Annotated in this window: 20 protein-coding genes; 17 read left to right on the top strand and 3 right to left on the bottom strand. The window is 63.3% G+C overall.

What is annotated here, in order from left to right:
* The first annotated feature begins 16 nt into the window (after nt 1-16).
* A complete protein-coding gene (locus ACLRDN_RS10900; RefSeq protein ID WP_413460028.1) occupies nt 17-772 on the top strand; it encodes a flagellar brake protein in 756 nt (251 codons plus the stop codon).
* Between the two features lie 121 nt (nt 773-893).
* Here the strand turns inward: ACLRDN_RS10900 and fliE are convergent, their stop codons facing one another.
* Nucleotides 894-1,250, bottom strand: coding sequence for a flagellar hook-basal body complex protein FliE (fliE, locus tag ACLRDN_RS10895; protein ID WP_413460027.1), 357 nt, complete (start codon nt 1,248-1,250; stop codon nt 894-896).
* 250 nt (nt 1,251-1,500) lie between these two features.
* Between fliE and fliF the strand changes: the two genes are divergently transcribed.
* The 16 genes from fliF (at nt 1,501) to ACLRDN_RS10815 (ending at nt 17,798) form a co-directional block, all read left to right on the top strand.
* Nucleotides 1,501-3,285: a flagellar basal-body MS-ring/collar protein FliF gene (gene fliF / locus ACLRDN_RS10890; RefSeq protein WP_413460026.1), complete on the top strand. Its 1,785-nt coding sequence runs from the start codon at nt 1,501-1,503 to the stop codon at nt 3,283-3,285.
* A complete protein-coding gene (gene fliG, locus ACLRDN_RS10885; protein WP_034338562.1) occupies nt 3,278-4,273 on the top strand; it encodes a flagellar motor switch protein FliG in 996 nt (331 codons plus the stop codon). The genes fliF and fliG overlap by 8 nt, the downstream gene beginning before the upstream one ends.
* Before the next feature lie 59 nt (nt 4,274-4,332).
* The gene (gene fliH, locus ACLRDN_RS10880; RefSeq protein ID WP_145602420.1) at nt 4,333-5,034 is read left to right on the top strand and encodes a flagellar assembly protein FliH; all 702 of its coding nucleotides are present in this window, start codon (nt 4,333-4,335) and stop codon (nt 5,032-5,034) included.
* A 38-nt stretch (nt 5,035-5,072) separates the two neighbouring features.
* Nucleotides 5,073-6,479 carry a flagellar protein export ATPase FliI gene (gene fliI / locus ACLRDN_RS10875; RefSeq protein ID WP_088753759.1) on the top strand — a complete coding sequence of 469 codons (1,407 nt, stop codon included), beginning with the start codon at nt 5,073-5,075 and terminating at the stop codon, nt 6,477-6,479.
* A 37-nt stretch (nt 6,480-6,516) separates the two neighbouring features.
* Complete coding sequence (fliJ, locus tag ACLRDN_RS10870) at nt 6,517-6,957, top strand: flagellar export protein FliJ (protein ID WP_413460025.1); 441 nt, start codon at nt 6,517-6,519, stop codon at nt 6,955-6,957.
* A gap of 106 nt (nt 6,958-7,063) precedes the next feature.
* Nucleotides 7,064-8,407: a flagellar hook-length control protein FliK gene (locus ACLRDN_RS10865; RefSeq protein WP_413460024.1), complete on the top strand. Its 1,344-nt coding sequence runs from the start codon at nt 7,064-7,066 to the stop codon at nt 8,405-8,407.
* A gap of 135 nt (nt 8,408-8,542) precedes the next feature.
* Nucleotides 8,543-9,058, top strand: a complete 516-nt coding sequence (gene fliL / locus ACLRDN_RS10860) for a flagellar basal body-associated protein FliL (protein ID WP_413460023.1) — start codon at nt 8,543-8,545, stop codon at nt 9,056-9,058.
* A 29-nt stretch (nt 9,059-9,087) separates the two neighbouring features.
* Nucleotides 9,088-10,092, top strand: a complete 1,005-nt coding sequence (gene fliM / locus ACLRDN_RS10855; RefSeq protein ID WP_017450944.1) for a flagellar motor switch protein FliM — start codon at nt 9,088-9,090, stop codon at nt 10,090-10,092.
* A 2-nt stretch (nt 10,093-10,094) separates the two neighbouring features.
* Entirely contained in the window at nt 10,095-10,550 is a 456-nt protein-coding gene (gene fliN / locus ACLRDN_RS10850; RefSeq protein WP_017450943.1) for a flagellar motor switch protein FliN, read from the top strand.
* A 20-nt stretch (nt 10,551-10,570) separates the two neighbouring features.
* The gene (gene fliO / locus ACLRDN_RS10845; RefSeq protein WP_413460022.1) at nt 10,571-11,176 is read left to right on the top strand and encodes a flagellar biosynthetic protein FliO; all 606 of its coding nucleotides are present in this window, start codon (nt 10,571-10,573) and stop codon (nt 11,174-11,176) included.
* Nucleotides 11,160-11,957, top strand: coding sequence for a flagellar type III secretion system pore protein FliP (fliP, locus tag ACLRDN_RS10840; protein ID WP_370516284.1), 798 nt, complete (start codon nt 11,160-11,162; stop codon nt 11,955-11,957). The genes fliO and fliP overlap by 17 nt, the downstream gene beginning before the upstream one ends.
* Nucleotides 11,958-11,974: 17 nt before the next feature.
* Entirely contained in the window at nt 11,975-12,244 is a 270-nt protein-coding gene (gene fliQ, locus ACLRDN_RS10835) for a flagellar biosynthesis protein FliQ (RefSeq protein WP_413460021.1), read from the top strand.
* 37 nt (nt 12,245-12,281) lie between these two features.
* Complete coding sequence (gene fliR / locus ACLRDN_RS10830; protein ID WP_145602427.1) at nt 12,282-13,085, top strand: flagellar biosynthetic protein FliR; 804 nt, start codon at nt 12,282-12,284, stop codon at nt 13,083-13,085.
* A gap of 114 nt (nt 13,086-13,199) precedes the next feature.
* Entirely contained in the window at nt 13,200-14,414 is a 1,215-nt protein-coding gene (locus ACLRDN_RS10825; protein ID WP_413460020.1) for an efflux RND transporter periplasmic adaptor subunit, read from the top strand.
* A 7-nt stretch (nt 14,415-14,421) separates the two neighbouring features.
* Nucleotides 14,422-16,386: a MacB family efflux pump subunit gene (locus ACLRDN_RS10820; protein ID WP_413460019.1), complete on the top strand. Its 1,965-nt coding sequence runs from the start codon at nt 14,422-14,424 to the stop codon at nt 16,384-16,386.
* An 11-nt stretch (nt 16,387-16,397) separates the two neighbouring features.
* A complete protein-coding gene (locus tag ACLRDN_RS10815; protein ID WP_413460018.1) occupies nt 16,398-17,798 on the top strand; it encodes an efflux transporter outer membrane subunit in 1,401 nt (466 codons plus the stop codon).
* Between the two features lie 113 nt (nt 17,799-17,911).
* Here the strand turns inward: ACLRDN_RS10815 and flgL are convergent, their stop codons facing one another.
* Complete coding sequence (flgL, locus tag ACLRDN_RS10810) at nt 17,912-19,045, bottom strand: flagellar hook-associated protein FlgL (protein ID WP_413460017.1); 1,134 nt, start codon at nt 19,043-19,045, stop codon at nt 17,912-17,914.
* A gap of 20 nt (nt 19,046-19,065) precedes the next feature.
* Nucleotides 19,066-21,387, bottom strand: coding sequence for a flagellar hook-associated protein FlgK (gene flgK, locus ACLRDN_RS10805; protein WP_413460016.1), 2,322 nt, complete (start codon nt 21,385-21,387; stop codon nt 19,066-19,068).
* Nucleotides 21,388-21,474: the final 87 nt, after the last annotated feature.

Genomic DNA, 21,474 nt, shown 5'->3' with positions numbered 1-21,474 from the left:
CGTACACGACGCACAGATGGCTAACAACGACGAGATCGACGACGACAGCCCATACCGGGTTCATTCACGGCGGGAGATCATTGCCCTGCTGACCAGCATGATGGAGAAGAACCAGCTCCTGAGCCTGCTGATCAAGGGCGGATCCGAATCCGTGATCACTTCCATTCTGGAAGTCGATGAGGATGACGACTCGCTCATCATCGATGCAGCACCCAGCGCCATGCTCAACGAGAGCATCGTGGCCAGCAAGCGCATCGGTTTCGAAGCCCTCTACAACAGCATCCGCATCACCTTCAACGTGGACGGTGCCCGCAAGGTCGAGTATCAGAGCCGCCCGGCCCTGAAGGTCGGCATCCCGGAAAGCCTGGTACGCCTGCAACGGCGCGAATACTTCCGCATTCCCACGCCCATCGCCAAGCCGCTGCGCTGCACCTTCCGCATCACCCAGGCCGATGGCTCGTTTGTCACCGTCGTCACGCTGCTCAACAACATCAGCGCCGGCGGCGTCGGCATCACCGACGAGAAAAAGCTGCTGCCCTCTACGCCGGGCGCCGTGTACGAAGACTGCCAGCTTGAGCTGGGTGACAACACCCTGGTCTCGGTCAAACTGCAGGTGCGTGACTGCAAGGAATTCAAGATGACCAACGGCAAGGTGGTCAACCGCTTCGGCTGCCAGTTCATCGACATCCCGCGTACCGTCCTGGCCGCCATCCAGCGCTTCATCACCAAGCTGGAACGCGAACAGAACGCCAAGGCCTCCGGCATGATGTAAGCGGCGCGCCCGTGCGGCGGCGCCCAACAGCAAAACACCCCAGCCACCGGATAGCCGGCCGCTGGGGTGTTTTGTTATCGCAGGCCGCGCCGGCAAGCAGCCCGGCCCATTGCCAGAAAATTCACACCTGCATGGTCATGATGTCACGATAAGCCGAGACCAGCTTGTTGCGCACCTGGATACTGGTCTGGAAGGAAATGCTCGCCTTCTGGGAAGCAATCATCACATCCGACAGGTTTACGCTGTCATCGCCCATGGCAAAGGCCTGCGACATCTTTGCGGCCTTCTGCTGGGAATCATTGACCTGGTCGATCGCACCCTTGAGTACGTCCGCAAAGTCCACGCGCTGCGCCGGCTTTTCTGCCGCCACGCCGCTCTGGACCGGAGCCACGCCACCCTGGGCGCGCGCCGCGGCCGCTTTCAACTGGGCGACCATTGCCTCGATCTTGCTGGTATCAATCACGCTGTCGATTGCCATTTCCCACCTCTTGAGTTCATTTTTTGCCGCTTGGCAAAAGTACAACACGCACTTCCGCCAACTACAGCAGCACCTTAACACTGCCGCATTGACAAAACACCCCAATAAGCGGGGAATTTGCCATTCTGTTCGGGCGATCAAATTCTTCCTGTCAACGGACAATCCACACTGAGCAAAAAACCTCACAAAGGTAGGCAGTGATCAAAGTCTTTATCAAGCTGGCAATCGAGGGAACGCCAGAGGGGAAATCATGGCGGTAGCAGCCGACGGCACGATGACCGGCGAAACCAACAATCCGGGCGAACTCGGCAATCCCGAGGGCATGCCCCAGGGGCAGGCTGCACAAGGCGGCATGATGGGCTACGCCCGTTCGCCGCAGGGCAAGCGCATCTTGCTCATCATTGCTGCCGCTGCCACCCTGGCGCTGATGGCCGGCATCTGGCTGTGGAGCCAGAAGGTCGAGTACCGCGTCCTGTTCGCCAATTTCAATGACCGCGACGGCGGCGCCATCGTGGCCTCCCTGCAGCAGATGAACGTGCCCTACAAGTATTCGGACGGCGGCACGGCCATCCTGGTCCCCGAGAACATGGTGCATGACGCTCGCCTGAAGCTGGCCTCGCAAGGCCTGCCCAAGGGCGGCAACGTCGGTTTCGAACTGATGGAAAACCAGAAGCTGGGCATTTCCCAGTTCCTGGAGCAGGTCAACTTCCAGCGCGCGCTGGAAGGCGAACTGGCACGCTCGGTGCAATCCCTGGCGTCGGTCCAGACCGCTCGTGTCCACCTGGCCCTGCCCAAGGCCTCGGTGTTCGTGCGCGACCAGCAGAAGCCGACTGCCTCGGTGATCCTGAGCCTCTACCCGGGCCGTTTCCTGGACCAGCAGCAAGTCAGCGCCATCGTCCACCTGGTGGCCAGCAGCGTGCCTGAGCTCTCACCCAAGGCGGTGACCATCGTCGACCAGAACGGCAACCTGCTCTCCGACACCACCAAGCAAGCCCAGACCAACACGCTCGACCCGACCCAGCTAAAGTATGTCCAGGACATGCAGCAGGACATCGTCAAGCGCGTCGAATCCATCATCGCCCCCATCGTCGGCAACGGCAACGTGCGTGCCGAAGCAACGGCCGATGTCGACTTCTCCCGCAGCGAGCAGGCTTCGGAGGCCTACAAGCCCAACCAGACCCGCGACACTGCCGCCGTACGCAGCAAGCAGAGCAGCGAGGCCAACAGCGCCACGTCGGGCACCTCGGGCGTACCGGGCGCACTGACCAATCAACCCCCTGCCCCGGCCACCGCGCAGATCGTCAATCCGGCGGCCGCCAACGGCGCGGCCAATCAGAATGGTACGGCAGCCACGCCCAATGGCGCGGCCCCGACGCCTGCGGCCAGCGGCAACTCGCGCAAGGACGAGACCATCAACTACGAGGTCGACAAAACGGTCCGCTATACCCAGCAACCCATGGGTGGCGTGCGCCGCCTGACGGTGGCCGTGGTGGTGAACTACAAGCGCACCCTGGACAATACCGGCAAGATCGTGATGCGCCCCCTGACCGAGGCCGAGCGCAATCAGATCACCGACCTGGTCAAGGAAGCGATGGGTTACAACAAGGATCGCGGCGACTCGCTCAACGTGGTCAATACCCAGTTCAGCACCGACATGGAACCGGAAGTGCCGCTGTGGAAGCAGCCGGGCATGATCGAACTGGCCAAGGAAATCGGCAAGTACGTGCTGGTGGCTGCGGTCCTGCTGTTCCTCTACTTCCGTGTGCTGCGCCCCATCGTCTGGAAGCTGTCGGGCCGCGAAGAGCGCGAGCGCCTGGCCAAGGAAAAGGCCGAGGCCGAAGCCGCCGCCGCTGCCGCCGCGGTTGCCGCCGGCTTCGATCCGGACGATCCGGACGCCATCGTCAACCTCTCCGGCGAGCCGGCAGTGGACGAACGCGCACAGTACAAGGCCAATCTGGAAACCGCCAAGCAGTGGGCCAAGAATGATCCGAAGCTGGTGGCAAGCATCATCAAGTCATGGGTGAACAATGAGTAACGACGGCGTTCAGAAAGGTGCCATCCTCATGCTCGCCCTGGGCGAGGATGAGGCCGCCGAAGTCATGAAATACCTGGGCCCGAAAGAGGTCCAGAAGCTCGGCGCGGCCATGTCGGCCCTGCGCAACGTCAGCTTCGAGGAAATCAACGAAGTGCTAGAAGCCTTCGTCGCCGAGACCGGCCAGGCCTCCTCGCTGGGCCTGGATTCGGACGAATACATCCGCAGCGTGCTGACCAAGGCCCTGGGCGACGACAAGGCCACTTCCCTGCTCAACCGCATCCTGGGCGGGCGCGATGCCTCCGGTATCGAAAGCCTCAAGTGGATGGACGCGCAGTCGGTGGCCGAGCTCATCCGCAACGAACACCCGCAGATCATCGCCACCATCCTGGTCCACCTCGAGCGCGACCATGCCTGCGGCATCATCAACAATTTCACGGAACGTTTGCGCAACGACGTCATCCTTCGTATTGCAACCCTGGACGGCGTGCAGCCGGCCGCGTTGCGCGAACTCAATGACGTGTTGACCAAGCTGCTGACCGGCAACGAAAGCCTCAAGAAACAACAGATGGGCGGCATCCGCACCGCGGCCGAAATCCTCAACTTCATGTCGGGCGAGAACGAGACCGCAGTGATGAACAACCTGCGCTCCTACGACGAGGACATGGCACAGAAGATCATGGACGAAATGTTCGTCTTCGAGAACATCATCGACATCGACGGCCGCGGCATCCAGCTGCTGCTGCGCGAAGTCCAGTCCGAGTCGCTGATCGTGGCCCTGAAGGGTGCCTCGCAAGGCCTGCGCGACAAGATCTTCGCCAACATGTCGCAGCGTGCGGCCGAGATGATGAAGGAAGACCTGGAATCCAAGGGACCGGTGCGCCTGTCCGAAGTCGATGCGCAACAGAAGGCCATCCTGCAGATCGTGCGCCGCCTGGCCGACGAAGGCCAGATCGTGCTGGGTGCCAAGGGCGAGGACGCGTTCGTCTGATGCGGTTGAGGCAGATGCAGGGTGCCGTCGGCATGCCGGCCTGAGGAGTCAAAGAAGCCATGCGTGCAAAGATCATTCCCAAGGAAGAGATGACGCCCTACCAGCGATGGGAGCTGGCGTCGTTCAACGAAGAACCCGAACCGGAACCGGAACCGCTGCCCGAGGAAGAAGAATTCCTCGAAGAACCACCACCGGTCCCGCAGCTGACGGCCGAGCAGCTCGATGCCATCCGCGAGGCCGCCCGCCAGGAAGGTTTTGCCGAGGGCCGCGAACACGGCCTGCAGGCCGGCCGCTCCGAAGGCTACGTGGCCGGGCTCCAGCAAGGCCAGCAGGAAGTCAACGAAATCATCCAGCACTTCCGCCAGATTGCGGTCAATTTCAGCACCGAAGTCTCGCAGTGCAGTGAAAAGATGGCGCCCGAACTGCTGGACCTGGCGCTGGACCTGGCCAAGTCCATGCTCAAGACGGCCCTGAACGTGCGCCCCGAACTGATCCTGCCTACCGTGAGCGCGGCCATCCACGCCCTGCCGGTGCTGCAATTGCCGGCCAGCCTGGCGCTGCACCCGGAAGATGCGGCCCTGGTACGCGAGCACCTGGGCGAGGAACTGGCCCAGCAAGGCTGGAAGATCGAGGAAGACGCCCAGCTCGAACGCGGCGGCTGCCGTGTTGAAACCCGCACCAACCAGATCGATGCCACCACCCAGACGCGCTGGCAGCGCTTGGGCGAGTCGCTGTCCAAGCAGCTCGACTGGCTGGAATGATTCACCCGACGTGATTGCTACCTGAACGGGAGACCCGCATGAACTCCCCGATGCCTTCCCATAGCAGCCTGTGGCAAGCCTACCTGCACAACTGTCGCAGCCTGGTCGCCATGGCCGAGCCTACCCGCACGGCCGGACGCATCACGCGCGTGGCCGGCCTGGTGATGGAAGCGGTCGGACTGAAGCTTCCTGTAGGCAGCCCCTGCAATGTTCCGCTGCCCAACGGCATGATGATCGAAGCCGAAGTGGTGGGATTCCAGGATGAACGTTTGTTCCTGATGCCCCAGAGCGATGTCGAAGGCATCGTCCCCGGCACCCGCGTCTATCCGGTCGAACCGGTCCGCCCGCCTCCCCGCACCGGTCCCATCAGCTTCACCCCGCGCCGTGCCGACGAGCACAGCCGCCGCCTGCCGGTCGGCGACGAGTTGCTGGGCCGCGTGCTCGACGGGGCCGGCCGCCCGCTCGACAATCTCGGCCCCCTGCATACCGAACGCTCGGCCCCGCTGGCCGTGCGTGCCGCCAACCCGCTGGGACGCGCACCGATCCGCGACATTCTGGACACCGGCATTCGCGCCATCAACACCATGCTCACCGTCGGCCGTGGCCAGCGCATGGGCCTCTTCGCCGGCTCCGGCGTGGGCAAGAGCGTGCTGCTGGGCATGATGGCGCGCTATACCAGCGCGGACGTGATCGTGGTCGGCCTGATCGGTGAGCGTGGCCGCGAAGTGAAAGAATTCATCGAGCAGATCCTCGGCGCCGAAGGCCTGGCGCGCTCGGTCGTGGTGGCCGCGCCCGCCGACACCCCGCCGCTGATGCGCCTGCAGGGCGCTGCGTACTGCACCTCCATTGCCGAGTATTTCCGAGATCAGGGCAAGGATGTGCTGCTGATCATGGATTCGCTGACCCGTTACGCCATGGCCCAGCGCGAAATCGCCCTGGCCATCGGCGAACCTCCGGCCACCAAGGGCTATCCGCCCTCCGTGTTTGCCAAGCTGCCGGCCCTGGTGGAACGCGCCGGCAATGGCGATGAAGGTGGCGGCTCCATCACCGCCTTCTACACCGTGCTCACCGAAGGCGACGACCAGCAAGACCCGATCGCCGATGCCGCCCGCGCCATCCTGGACGGCCACATCGTGCTCAACCGCCAACTGGCCGAAGCGGGCCACTATCCGGCCATCGATATCGAACAGTCCATCAGCCGTGCCATGCACAGCATCACGGATGCCGACCATCAACGGCGTTCGCGGCACCTGAAGCAATTGTATTCACGTTTCCAGCGCAACCGCGACCTCATCAGCGTCGGCGCGTACGCCGCCGGCAGCGATCCGGTACTGGATGAAGCTATTGCCTTGTTGCCAAGAATGGAGTCCTTTTTGCAGCAGGGCATCCATGAGCAAGCCGATGTATCAGAGAGCTTGAGGCAACTTACCGCTCTATTCGGGTGATTGAGCGCGCATCCTCAAAAATATAATCAGAGTGATCATGGCTACCCCCTCCGCACTTGATACGCTGATCGAATTGGCGACCAAAGAGACCGACGAAGCGACCAAACGCCTCGGCCGGGCTATTCGCGTGAGTGAAGAAGCGCAACAGAAGCTGGGCATCCTGCAGCAATACCGCGACGATTACGCTGCGCGCTTCCAGGAAACCCTGACCAATGGCTTGACCGCCCTGGCGTATCGCAATTTCCAGCTGTTCCTGGAAAAGATCGACAACGCCATCGACGGCCAGGTCAACGTGGTAAAAAGCAGCCAGCAGCGCGTGGCCGAAGCGCGCGCCGCATGGCAGGCCTGCGAGCGCAAGCGCATGTCCTACGACACACTGGCCACGCGGGCGCGCGACCAGGAAATGCGCAAGGAAAATAAGCGAGACCAGAAGTCCATGGACGAGCATGCCGCCCGCATCAGCTTCTACAAGCGCTGACCGCTGAGGCGGCCAGCCAGGCAAGACCGAAACCGACACCGCGCAAGCGAAGAACCGCAAACAGCATCCTAGAGCAGCAGACCGCATTTACCGACAGGCCACCATCATGAACACTTCCCTGCCGCTGTTGAACGTGATCACCGGCTCCCAGGCCGCCACGGGTTCGCGCTCGGGCAATCCGGCCGACAGCTTCTCGGCCGATGTGCCCTTCAACCAGGTGCTCAACAGCCAGGTCAATACCCGCGTGCAGGACAACCAGGCGCAAGCGCGCCAGGCCCAGCAGAACGCCGAGAACCAGGCCGCCAATGCCCAGGCCGCCGCCAGGCAGGCTGCAGCCAACCAGGCAGCAACCAGCCAGAGTGCGGCCAATAATGCCAGCAAGAACGCCGCCAACGATGGCAGCGACCAGAGCAGCCAGGTCAGCGACAAGGACGAAGACGAGGACGGCAGCGACACCGCAACCCAAGCCTCGGCCGAACTGCTGGCCCTGGTCGCCAACATCGCTCAGAACGCAGTCCAGCCGGTCGCTGACGGCAAGGCCAAGGGTGACAGCAGCGAGGCTGACCTGCTGGCCCAGGCCAAGCGCGGCAGCGGCAAGCTGTCCCTGAGCGACCAGCAGCAGGCGCTGGCCGACGACAAGCAAGGCAAGATCGATCCGGCCGCGCTGCAGGATGCCATGGCCGCCGCCAAGGGCAAGCAGGAATCCGCCGCCAGCGAACTGGCCCGCAAGAGCAATACCGAAGCCAATCCAGCTCCGCAGGCCAGCAACGCCAAGGACGCCAAGCCGGCCATCGACCTGGGCGCTGCTGCCAAGGCCGAGCCCAAGGAAGATGCCAGCACCCTGGCCGGCCGCGCCCAGTTGAACAAGGCCACGCCCGAGGTTGCCGCGCCGGCCGCCAAGCAGGATGCCGCACCGGCCGTGCCGACTCCGGTGGTGCTGCCGGCGATGCAGCAAGCCGCAGTGACCAGTCAGCCGCAGGCCGTGTTCACCCCCGCCTACAGCGACAAGATCCAGTCCAACGTCGGCAGTGCCGGCTGGAACCAGGCCCTGGGCACCAAGATCACCTGGATGGCGACCGCCGGCATGCAGAGCGCCTCGCTGAGCCTGAATCCGCCCGACCTGGGCCCCATGCAGGTGGTGCTGAACGTGCACAACCAGCAGGCCGACGCCACCTTCATCACCGCCCAGCCCGAAGTGAAGCAAGCGCTGGAAGCGGCCATGCCCAAGCTGCGCGAAATGCTGGACCAGGCCGGCATCCAGCTTGGCCAGGCCAATGTCCAGACCGGCATGCCCAACCAGCAGCAAGGTGCCGGCAACGGCCAGCAGCAGGCCCGCAGCGGCAGCCCGGGCAGCTTCGGCAAGGAGCAGGAAGGCGATGTGGCCCTCAACGGGACCACTGCGGCAACGGCCACCACCAGCGGACTCGGACTGGTCGATACCTTCGCCTGAGCGCCGGGTCGTGCCTGGCGCCGCAAACCTTAAAAAATAAGCAATTTTCGTCCGCGCAGGACTCAACAATGCGATTTGCCTGCCGATAAGCAGATAAGCCCCCAACCCGCGCAGACGAACTGAAAGGAATAGTAGATGGCAACAAAAGGAAAAGCCCCGGCCAAGGGAGCTGAAGCAGAAGCAGCACCGGCAAAGTCGAGCAAGAAGATGCTGTTCATCATCGTGGGTGCAGTACTGGTGCTGGTCATCGGCGGCGCCGCAGCTTTCTTCATGATGGGTGGCAAGGGCAAGAAGGGTGAGGATCACGCTGAAGAGAAGGTCGAAGCCAAGGCACCGACCTTCGTGGTGATCGAACCCTTCGTGGTGAACCTGCAGCAGGAAACCGGCGACCAGTACCTGCAAGTGGCAATGACCCTGCAAGTGCCGGACGGCCAGACCGCTGAAGCCTTGAAGCTCTACATGCCGCAAGTGCGCAGCCGCCTGCTGATGGTGCTGTCCAGCAAGAAGGCCTCGGAGCTGCTCACCAGCGAAGGCAAGCGCCGTCTGACCGACGAGATCATCGACCAATTGGGCGAACCGTTCTCGGGCAAGGGCAAGGGACCGCAGATCACCGACGTGTTCTACACCTCGTTCGTGATCCAACAGCAGTAACACCGTATCGAAGTCAGAGATCGTCGACCATGGCCGAGCATTTTCTATCACAGGAAGAAGTCGATGCCCTTTTGAAGGGCGTGACGGGAGATGAAGACGAAGAAAAAATCGTCGAAGAAGCTCCTGGTACGGTACGTACCTACAACCTGGCCACGCAGGAACGCATCGTGCGCGGGCGCATGCCCACGCTGGAAATCATCAACGAGCGTTTCGCGCGTCTGTTCCGCATCGGCTTGTTCAACTTCATTCACCGTACCGCCGAAATCTCGGTCGGTCCGGTGAAGGTGTCCAAGTACAGCGAATTCATCCGCAACCTGGTGGTGCCGACCAACCTGAACCTGGTCCACATCAAGCCCTTCCGCGGTATCGGGCTGGTGGTGTTCGACCCGCAGTTCGTGTTCATGCTGGTGGACAACATGTTCGGCGGCGATGGCCGCTTCCACACCCGCATCGAAGGCCGTGAATTCACGCCCACCGAGCAGCGCATCATCATGCGCGTGCTGGAGATCACCTTCGAGACCTACGCCAAGTCGTGGGAACCGATCTATCCGATCGAATTCGAATTCATTCGCTCGGAAATGAATACGCAGTTCGCCAACATCGCCACGCCCAACGAAGTGGTGGTCTCGACCACCTTCACCGTCGAGCTGGGGCCGGTGTCGGGCGAGATCCACATCTGCACGCCCTACTCGATGATCGAGCCGGTGCGTGACCGCCTCACCAGCAGCATGCAGGGCGAGGCACTGGAAGTGGACAAGCGCTGGATCCGCCTGATGAAGCAGCAGATCCAGACCGCAGAGGTTGAACTGATCGTCAATTTCGGGACCGCCCGAGTCAATTTCACCGATCTGCTGCACATGCAGGTCGGCGACGTCATTCCGCTGCAGACCAATACGACCGTCGAGGCACAGGTTGACGGCGTACCGGTGATGGAATGCAGCTACGGCCAGTCCAATGGCCAATACGCGTTGCGCGTTGAAAAACTGCTGTCCATCACCCATCAAGAAACACCGGAAAGCTTTCAAGGAGATTAGTAATGGCTGATGAGAACGTAGCAGGCGCAGGCGCGGCGGAGGACGATCCGTGGGGCGCGGCCATGGCCGAGCAGACCCAGGCTGAAGAGGCGCAGAAAAAAGGCGAGATGGAAGACGAGAAAGGTATCAGCGCGGCTCCCGCGATGGCCACCGTCTTCAAGGACCTGAGTGCCGCCGATATCAAGACCAATACCCCCAACGACATCGACTTCATCCTCGATATCCCGGTGCAGCTGACCGTGGAACTGGGACGCACCAAGATCGCCATCAAGAACCTGCTGCAGCTGGCCCAGGGCTCGGTGGTGGAGCTCGACGGCATGGCCGGTGAACCGATGGACGTGCTGGTCAACGGCTGCCTGATCGCCCAAGGCGAAGTGGTGGTGGTCAACGACAAGTTCGGTATCCGCCTGACCGACATCATCACGCCGGCAGAACGCATCCGCAAGCTCAACCGCTGAGCGGGATGGCCTTTGTTTTGATGAGACGTTTTGACGCAGCATCGATGTCGCAGCGCTGGTGCCGGATGCGTCCGGCACTGATGTCGGCCTGGCTCCTGCTGGGCGGCACCCTGGTCGCAGCCGCCCAGGCCTGGGCCGAGACGGCCCCTGCAGCCGGCAGCGCTGCAGCCCAGGCGGCACCGGCAAGCGCAGCAGCACCAACGGCGGCAGCCCCGGCAGCGGCCGCAGCCAGCACTTCTCTTCCCTCTTCCTCCGGCAGCGTTTTTACCATGCTCTTCGGGCTGATCGCGGTATTGGCCGTGATGGCCGGGGTGGCCTGGCTCTTCAAACGTTTTGGCCTGGCCCACAGCATGGGTGGCAATGCCGTGGCCAAGGTGGTCGGGGGCGTATCGGTAGGTACGCGCGAACGGGTGATGGTGGTCGAAGTGGGCGAGCAATGGATCGTGGTCGGCGTCGCCCCCGGCCGGGTCAATGCCCTGGCCACCCTGCCGCGCCAGGAAGGCGTGGCTGACCGGCCGGCCGCGGCCGGACCGGCCTTCGCCACCTGGCTCAAGCACACCATGGATAAACGAAATGGCGGCGCCGGCAACGGCGACCGTGCGGGTAATGATGGCAGCACACCTTAAGCCGCAAGGCATCCTCTCTTCCCTGCTCCGCCGGTCCGGCGCGCTCCTGCGCAGCCGCTACTGGTGGATGGCGCTGCTGTGCCTGCCCCTGGCGGCCTCGGCCCAGCAAGGCCTGCCGGCATTGAACAGCATGCCCGCTCCGGGCGGCGGCACGAATTATTCGCTGCCGATCCAGACCATGCTGTTCCTCACCTCGCTGTCGTTCATTCCGGCGGCGTTGCTGATGATGACCTGTTTCACCCGCATCGTGATCGTGCTGTCGCTGCTGCGCCAGGCGCTGGGCACGCAGTCCACGCCGCCCACCCAGGTGCTGGTGGGGCTGTCGCTGTTCCTGACCTTCTTCGTCATGAGCCCGGTGTTCGACCGCATCTATACCGAGGCCTACCAGCCCTTTGCGGAAAACAAGATCCAGATGATGGAAGCGCTCGACAAGGGGGCCGCGCCCCTGAAGGAATTCATGCTCAAGCAGACCCGCCAGTCCGATCTGGCGCTGTATGTGAAGCTGTCTCGCGGCCCCGCGCTGCAGGGCCCTGAGGACGTGCCTTTGCGCCTGCTGGTCCCGGCCTTCGTCACCAGTGAACTGAAGACTTCTTTCCAGATCGGCTTTGCCATCTTCATCCCCTTCCTCATCATCGACATGGTGGTGGCCAGTATCCTGATGTCGATGGGCATGATGATGATGTCACCGGCCATCGTTTCGCTGCCCTTCAAGCTGATGCTGTTCGTGCTGGTGGACGGCTGGCAGCTGCTGATCGGTTCCCTGGCCCAGAGTTTCTACTAGCCCGAGCAAAGATCCCTATGACACCCGAAAGCGTCATGACCCTCGGCCGCCAGGCCATGGAAGTCACCCTTCTGCTGGCCGCGCCCATGCTGGCCACGGCCCTCATCATCGGGCTGGTGGTGAGCATCTTCCAGGCGGCGACCCAGATCAATGAACAGACCCTGGCCTTCATTCCCAAGCTGGTCGGCGTGTTCCTGGCCCTGATCATCGCCGGCCCCTGGATGCTGACCATCATCCTCGACTACATGCACACCATGTTCAGCGGCATCCCCGCCATGGTCCAGTAGGCTGTGCGCGGGGCTGCGGCCCGGCGTCTCTTTCTCCATGCTTACCTTCACCAGCCAGCAACTCTATGCCTGGGTCGCCATGTTCATCTGGCCGACCACGCGCATCCTCGGGCTGCTGTCCATCGCCCCGCCCTTCGGCAGCGCCAGCGTGCCCATGCTGGTGAAGGTGCTGCTGGGCATCGCCATCGGCGTAGTGCTGGCGCCGGACGTGCCGATTCCGCCGGCCATCGATCCGATGTCGATGACGGGCTTGCTGATCCTGCTGCAACAGTTGCTCATCGGCCTGTCCATGGGCTTTGCCATGCGGGTGGTATTTGCCGCCGTGGAGGCAGCGGGCGAACTGACCAGTTCCACCATGGGCCTGTCGTTTGCGGCCTTCTTCGATCCCCAGACCCAGGGCCGTACGGCCGCCATCAGCCAGGTTTTCTCGCTGCTGGCGACCATGGTCTTCCTCAGCCTCAATGGCCATCTGCTGTTGCTGCAGGCGATGGCTGAGAGCTTCCATACGCTGCCCATCACGGGTGTGCCGATCACCACCGAAGGCTTCCACGAACTGGCCCTGTGGGGCGCCAAGGTGTTCAGCATGGGCGTGCAGCTGTCGCTGCCGCTGCTCATCGCCCTGCTCATCACCAACTTCGGGCTGGGCATCCTCACCCGCGCGGCGCCGCAGCTCAATCTGTTCGGGATCGGTTTTTCGATTACCATGCTGGCGGGCTTCATCCTGATCGCCTTCGCCCTGCCCTACATGCTCACCCCCTTGCAGCGCTTCCTCGCCGATGGCATCGAGATGGTGCGCCTGCTGGGCAGCGTGCCGCCGGTCAATGCGCTGCCCAAACCGTAAGCGACCGCCCCGCTGTCACAACATTTACGTCTTCTGACACACGGCGCGCGCCGCCAGCCTCACAATGACGCCTTTGCGCGCGGCCAACGCTCAGGCCGACTCTCATTTTTTCGCATGAACTTTGCCTACTTCCGCCGTCCCAAAATCATCTTCCTGAGTCTCGCCGTCCTGCTGGCCGGTGGCTACCTGGTACACCGTGGGCTCACTCCGCCGCCACCGCCCAGCTACCTGAGCGCCGTCGCCACCGTCGCCGACATCCAGGACGTGGTGCTGGCCAGCGGCACGGTCAAGGCCTACAAGCAGGTCAGCGTGGGTGCCCAGGTATCGGGCCAGATCAAGTCGCTCAAGGTGGCCCTGGGAGAGCGCGTCAAGAAGGGCCAGCTGGTGGCCGAGATCGATTCCCTGACCCAGGCCAATGCCCTGGCCAGCGCCGAATATTCGCTGCAGAACCTGCAGGCCCAGTTGCGTGCCAAGGAAGCCAGCCTGAAGCAGGCCCAGCTGGCCTATGCGCGACAACAGATGATGCTGGCCGGGGACGCCAGCTCGCGCGAGAACTTCGAGAGCGCAGAAGCCACCCTCAACACCACCCGCGCCGACATCGCCGCCCTGCAGGCGCAGATCAAGGATGGCGCCATCAAGGTCGACACCGCGCGGCTGAATTTGGGCTATACCCGCATCACTGCGCCCATCGACGGCGAAGTGGTGGCCATCGTGGCCCAGGAAGGCCAGACCGTGAACGCCAACCAGTCCACCCCGACCATCATCAAGGTGGCGCGCATGGATACGGTCACCATCAAGGCGCAGATCTCCGAAGCTGACGTGGTGCGCGTCAAGCCTGGCCTGCCGGTGTTCTTCACCATCCTGGGCGACCCCGACCACCGCTACCGCACCACCTTGCGCGCCATCGAACCGGCGCCGGACTCGATCCTGCAGGACGACACCGCCACCAGTACCACGGCCAGTACCAGCAGCAGCGCCAGCTCCACGGCGATCTACTACAACGGCTTGCTGGACCTGCCCAACCCCGATGGCAAGCTGCGCATCTCGATGACCACCCAGGTCAACATCGTGCTCTCCGAGGCCAAGGACGCGCTGGTGGTGCCCTCCACGGCGCTGGGCGCAAAGGATGCTCAAGGCCGCTACACCGTGCGCGTGCTGGACGCGCAAGGCCAGGCGCAGGAGCGCCAGGTGCGCATCGGCATCAATACCAATGCCCAGGTGCAGATCGTTGAGGGACTCAAGGCCGGCGAACGCGTGGTAACCGGTACCGCCCTGCCGGGCGCTGCCGACAGCAGCAGCGAGCGTCGCGGCCCGCCACCGGGCAGGTAAGGCCGCCATGACCACGCCATTGCTGCAATTGCGCGGGCTGCGCCGCGACTTTCCGGCCGGAGATGAACACATCACGGTGCTCAACGACATCAACCTCGACATCGTCGCCGGCGAGATGCTGGCCATCGTCGGCGCCTCGGGCTCGGGCAAATCGACCCTGATGAACATCCTCGGCTGCCTGGACAAGCCCAGCGCCGGCAGCTACCTCGTCGCCGGGCGCGAGACGGGCAAGCTGGCACCGGACGAACTGGCGCAATTGCGGCGCGAGCATTTCGGTTTCATCTTCCAGCGCTATCACTTGCTCTCGGACCTGGACGCCACGGCCAACGTTGAAGTGCCGGCGGTCTATGCCGGGCAGGAGCCGGCCCAGCGCCGCCAGCGCGCCGCGCAGCTGCTGGCGCGGCTGGGCTTGTCCGAGCGCGGCCACCACAAGCCGGGCCAGCTCTCGGGCGGCCAACAGCAACGCGTCTCCATTGCACGTGCACTGATGAATGGCGGCGACGTGATCCTGGCCGACGAACCCACGGGCGCGCTGGACAGCCACAGCGGCCACGAGGTGATGAACATCCTCAAGGAATTGCACGCCGAGGGCCACACCATCATCATCGTCACCCACGACATGCAAGTGGCCAGCAATGCCCAGCGCATCATTGAAATCAAGGATGGCGTCATCATTGCAGATCGCCGCAACGACACTGTCACAGCCGCGCCGGTGAGCGGTGTGATCAAGCAGGAACGCCAGCAGCGCCGCCAGGCCAGTGCCTGGCGCGCCGGGCTGGACCGTTTCAAGGAAGCGCTGCGCATGTCGCTGCTGGCCATGAATGCGCACCGGCTGCGCAGTTTCCTGACCATGCTGGGCATCATCATCGGCATCGCCTCAGTGGTCTCGGTGGTGGCGCTGGGCAGCGGTTCACGCGAGCAGATCCTGTCCGACATCAGTTCCATGGGCACCAATACCATCGACATCTTCCCCGGCACCGACTTCGGCGACATGAAGTCGGCCGCCATCCGCACCCTGACGCCCGCCGATGCCGCCGCCCTGGCCGAGCAGAATTACGTGGACAGCGTCACGCCCAGCGTGGCCACGGCCTCCTCGGCGCGCCTGGGCAACATCTCGGTCAATGCCACCATCAATGGCGTGGGCGAACAATATTTCCGCGTGCGCGGACTGAAGATGGCCCAGGGCATGAGCTTCGATACCGAGGGCATCCGCCGCCACGCGCAGGAAGTGGTGATCGATGCCAACACCTACAAGAAGCTCTTTCCCAACGGTGGAAACGCACTGGGTGAAGTGATCTTCCTGGGCAGCGTGCCCTGCCGCGTGATCGGCGTGACGCAAAAGCGCGAGAACGGCTTCGGCAACAACAGTGCACTCAATGTCTGGGTGCCCTACACCACGGCCATGAGCCGCGTCATCGGCCAGCGCTACCTGAGCGGTATCACCGTGCGGGTGAACGACCAGGTGCCCAGCGCGGCGGCCGAACAAGGCATCACCCAGCTGATGACGCTGCGCCATCGCACCAAGGACTTCTACCTGTTCAACACCGACAGCATCCGCCAGACCATCGAGAAAGCCACCGCCACGCTGACCTTGCTGGTGTCGATGATCGCGCTGATCTCGCTGGTGGTGGGCGGCATTGGCGTCATGAACATCATGCTGGTGTCGGTCACCGAGCGTACCCGCGAGATCGGGGTGCGCATGGCCGTGGGGGCGCGCCAGGGCGACATCATGCAGCAGTTCCTGATCGAAGCCGTGCTGGTCTGCCTGGCCGGCGGCTTGCTGGGCGTACTGCTGGCGCTGTCCTTTGGCGCAGTGTTTGCGCACTTCGTCAGCAGCTTCCGCCTGATCTATTCCACCGCCTCCATCGTCAGCGCCTTCGCCTGCTCCACCCTCATCGGCGTGGTGTTCGGCTTCCTGCCGGCGCGCAATGCCGCGCGGCTCAATCCGGTGGACGCCCTCGCCCGCGAATGAAATTGCACGCCATGACCAAGCTCCTGCCTACTCCCCTTCCATCGCGCCTGGCACTGCTGCTGGCACTGGCCCTGCTGGGCGGCTGCAGTAGCCTGGTGCGCACGCCCTACACGGCACCGCTCACCCAGACCCCGCCGGCCTGGCAGCAGGCTGATCCGGCCGCCACCGTCAACGCCAGCCGCTGGTGGCAAGGCTTCGGCGACGAGACGCTCTCCGCCCTGATCGACGAGGCCCTGCGCAAGAACAATGACCTGGCCGTAGCGACCATCAAGGTGAGACGTGCCCAGTTGCAGGCCGGGATCGCCGAAGATGCCTTCGTCCCGGCCCTGAGCGCACAGCTGGGCAGCAGCGGCAGCAAGGCGTTGGATGGCAGCCGCCAGGCCAGCCGCGCCAGCCAGAATTCGGTGAGCCTGTCCTATGAAGTCGATCTCTGGGGCCGGCTGGGCGCCAACTACGACGTGGCGCGCTGGGAAGCCCTGGCCACCGTGCAGGATCGGGCGGCCACTGCGCTCTCCCTGGTCGGCACCACCGCCAATCTCTACTGGACCGGTGCCTACCTGAACCAGCGCCTGCGCAGCGCCGAACAAAGCATCGCCTATGCGCAGAAGACGCTGGACCTGGTCCAGACCCAATACCGCGCCGGCGCCGTCTCTTCGCTGGAGCTGCTCACGGCCCAACAGAACCTGCTGAGCCAGCAATCCAGCTATACCGAGCTGGTGCAGCAGCAAGTCGAGAATGACAATGCCCTGGCGATCCTCTTCGACAGTCCGCCCGGCCAGCGCCGCAGCCTGCCACCGGCCCTGCCGCAGCAAGCCTTGCCGGCGCTCGATGCGGGACTGCCGGCCGAGCTGCTGGGGCGGCGCCCTGACCTGCAAGCAGCCGAATTACGCTTGCGCGAAGCCCTGGCCAATGTCGACCTCACCCGCACCAGCTTCTATCCCAAGCTGAGCCTGACCGGTTCGCTGGGCAGCAGCAGCGACGCCTTGCTGCGCCTGGTCCAGAATCCGGTGGCCTCGCTGGCTGCGCAACTTAGCTTGCCCTTCCTGCAGCAGACCCAGATGAAGCTGCAGGTCGGCGTCTCCCAGGCGGACTATGACAGCGCCCTGGCCCAGTTCCGCCAGAGCCTCTACAGCGCCTTCAGCGATGTCGAAAATGCCCTCTCGGCGCGCGAGCAATACGCGCGCCAGCAGGCGCTGCAGGCACGCAATGTCGAGGTGGCCCGGGCGGCCGAACAGCTCTACGAATTGCGCTACCGGGCCGGATCGGCCACCTTGCAGGCCTGGCTGGACCAGCAGGACAAGCGGCGCAGTGCCGAGAACACCCTGGCCCAGGTGCGGCTGAACCAGCTCAAGAACCAGATGACCCTGTACCAGGCGCTCGGTGGCGACGCAAAGGCTGACCCGCCGCGCTGAAACGGCATCGCAGCAGCGCGCACCAAGCAAAAAGGCGAACCCGGAGGTTCGCCTTTTGCCTGTTTCCTTCACTGCGATCGGCCTGCAACGCCGTCGCCGTGAAAGAAAGTTCCTTATTTCAGATAGTTCAGCAAAGTCAGGCCACTGGTGGTGACGAAGACCTTCTGCGCTGCCGAGAGATAGGTCTGCTTGAGGGTCAGATCGCTGATCAGCTCGCTGGTATCGGAGAGGTTGCGGCCCAGCAGGTTGTTGATGGTCTGGGTGTAGTTTTCCTTGTTGACCTCGCCGGCTGCATCCAGGTTGTCCAGTTCGTTCTGGCGGGCCCCGATGGAGGCCTTGACGGTGGAGACGCTGCTGGAGAGCGAATCGATCTGGGTGTTGAATTGCGCCAGGTTGCGCGCCAGTGCCGCCTGGCTGCCCACCACCGGGGTGCGCGCCGCATTGGCCGCATCCGATTGCAGCTTCAAGGCCGCCGTGGAGGTGAATTGCGCCTGGTAGGCAGGATCGTCCGGCTTCATCGCGTCCAGGGTGGCCTGTGCGGCCTTGTAGGCGGCGATCGGGGTCTGGCCGCTGCCGGCCGGATAGACGTAGGCGTTGGCCGCCGCGTCATCGGCCTTGTTGGCCGCTTCGGTCACCGGCACCGACAAGATGTTGATCATGTTGGTCATGGTCTTGAAGATGTCCTGGCCGTTGCCCTGGAACACCGTCTGACCCGATGCACTGATGTCCATCTGGCGGGTCGAATCCACCTGCAGCGTCATGGCGCCCTGGTCACCGTTGTAGGTGACGCCGCCGGTACCGTCCAGTGTGAAGGGCTGGGTGGTGCTCTTGAAACCGGCGAAGATGTAGTTGCCCTGTCCGTCCTGGGCATTGGCATAGCCCAGCACTTCGTTGAGGTTGCCCTTGATCTCGGAAGCCATGTTGATACGCTCGGCGTTCGAATACGAGGCATTACCGGCCGTGATGACGTTGGACTTCAGCTTGGTCAGCATGTTGGTCAGGCTGTCCAGGGTACCCTGCACGGTCGACAGGGCGCTGTTGGCATTCTGGCGATTGGTCTTGAACTGGTCGTTCAGGGCGGATGTCTGGGTCATGTCCAGGGCGCGGGCGGCGGCCACCGGATCGTCCGAGGGCAACAAGACCTTCTGCTGCGCCGAAACCTGCTGCGTTAGCTTCAGGATCTGGCTCTGCATGTTGGTCAGGTCGTTGTTGCTCGACTGATAGAGCATCTGGGTGCTAATACGCATGATCTTCTTCCTTTAACTGATTAACCGCCCAGGGTGAGCAGGACATTGATCATGTCGCTGGCGGCCTGGATGATCTTGGCCGCCGCCTGGTACTGCTGCTGGTTGCGGATCATGTTGGCCAGTTCCTCGTCCTGGTTGACGCCGGACTCGGTCTGCTGCTGGGTCTGGATCGCCGTCAACCGGGTCTTTTCGGCCGTGTTGGTGACGTTGATCTCGTTGGTCTTGTTGCCGATGGTGGCCACCAGCTGCGAGTAGGAACCCTGGAAGCTGGTGCCATTGATGGTATTGGCCGTCTGCAGGCCGGCCAGCGCCAGCGCGTTGCGGTTGTCCGACGAGGCGTTGGTATTGGCAGCAATGGTGAACTGGTCGCCATTGGAAGGCTGGCCCGAGATCTGGAACTTCACGCCGCTGATCTCGTAGGTGTCCCCTGCCGTGTAAGCCAGGCTGGTCGCACCGCCGGCGATGGCGGTGGTGGTGCCATCCTTGTGAGTGATGGTGCCGCCGCCGGCAGGCACGGCCGGCGAAATCGTGAATGCCGGAGGTGCTGCCGTAGTGTCGTAGGTCAGTGTGGTGGGCTTGGTCAGCGGCGTGGTTGTGGTCAGGTATGGCGCCGTGACCGAACCGGCGTTGATGGTCGCCGTGCCCTTGTTGGCTGCCACCGGGGCGAAGTTGAACTTGTCGCCCACCGACGGGGTGCCGGTCAGGGCATAGGTCACGCCGCCGCTGCTGATGGTCATGCCCGGCGTGTAGTTGAAGGCCGTACCCGCCGGGACCGAACCGGTGGTGCCATCCGGATTGGTGAAGGTCACGGCCGGTGCAGGTGCTGCCCCTGTCCACGCCGCCGTCAGCTGCACCTGCGTGCCGCTCAGCGATGCCGTGAACGAGACCGACGATCCCTGCTTGAAGGTGGCCGGATCCAGCGAGGTATTGGAAATGATCGCATTGCCGGTATTGGTACCCGGCGTACTGGCGTTGACGTTGTTGGTCGCGTTGGCCGAAGTCGAGATTGGCGCCGCCGTGGCCAGCAACTGCGTGTTGTTCAGCGCCAGCGAGAAGGCCGTGGCGCCATTGGCGGTCGGCTGAATCTTGTAGGTATTGCCGCTGGCCATGGTCGGCGCGCCACCCGGAGTCGCACCGTTGGAGTAGGTCACGCCATCGAGCGTGACCGGGAATGTGCCGGGCGCCTGGACGGTCTTGGTATTGTCCGACAGGCGCGTGAATGTGTAGTTGGTGCCGTCGTAGCTCAGCGTATAGTCGCTGGTGGTCAGCGCCGACGGATTGGTGATGGTCGCCGTCAGGTTGGTCGTGCCGGTATTGGTCGGGAAACCGATCAGGTTGGGCGAACTGACGTTGAACATGTTGGTGCCGGGATTGCCGTTCTGGTCCAGGCCCAGCTGTTGCTGCTGGTTGAACGCGGTCCCCATGGCAATGGCGATGCGGCCCAGGGCATTCTGGGTCGGATCCAGGGTCTCGGTGCGGTACTTCAACAAGCCGCCGAGGCTGCCGCCATCGTAGAAGAAGCTGTCCGGAATGGTCGCCGTGCCGCCACCCGGCAGCACCTGGCCGACCTGCAGGCGCGAGACGTCGGTGGGTGAATTGGTCACCGTCAGTTGGGTGATCTGGTCACCGGTCACCAGCGACTGGCCGGTACCGATGAACACGCTCACCGCCCCCGAATCCTGGGGCACGGTGGTGATCTTGACGTACTTGTTGAGCTCGGCCACCAACTGGTCGCGCTGGTCGAGCAAGTCATTGGGCTGCTGCCCGCCACCACTGCCCACGGCGCTGACGATGGCCTGGTTCAGCTTGGCGATCTGTTGCGCGTAGGAGTTGATGCTGGTGACGGTCGAGGTGATCTGGCTGTTGACGGCAGCGCTGCTCTGCTGGAGCTGGTCGTTGATGCTCGACACGCGTGCCACCAGGGTCGAGGCCTGCGACAGCACCGACTGGCGCGAGGCCTGGGTATTCGGGTTGGAGGCCAGGTTCTGGATGGCCGCGAAGAAGTCCTGCAAGGCCGGCGACAGGCCCGCCTTGGTGTCGGCCACCATGTTGTTGATCTGCGAGATCTGCGCGTAATACGAATCCAGCGAACTGGCCGAACTCTGCGAGGCCAGGGCCTGCTTGGTCAGGAAATCGTTGTAGATGCGCTTGATCTGGGTAACCTGGGCACCCTGGCCGACGAAGCCATAGCCGTAGTTGATGCCGCCGGCCGAGCTCTGCACGACTTCCTGGCGGTTGTAGCCGGGAGTGGTGGCATTGGAGATGTTGTGGCTGGTGGTGGCTTGCGCCGCCATGGCCGCCTGCAACGCGCTTTGCCCGATACTGAAGATGTTAGTTGCCATGCTAGGTTGTCGTCCCTGAAAGCTTTTAGCGGAATAACCAAGTCAACGGCAGGATTGACCAAAACTTTAGAGTGACCAGGCCAAATT

Origin of the sequence: Herbaspirillum huttiense (assembly GCF_047300815.1) — a bacterium.
In the GTDB taxonomy this organism is placed as follows: Bacteria; Pseudomonadota; Gammaproteobacteria; order Burkholderiales; family Burkholderiaceae_D; genus Herbaspirillum; species Herbaspirillum huttiense_A.
This window is presented reverse-complemented; position numbering and strand designations above follow the sequence as displayed.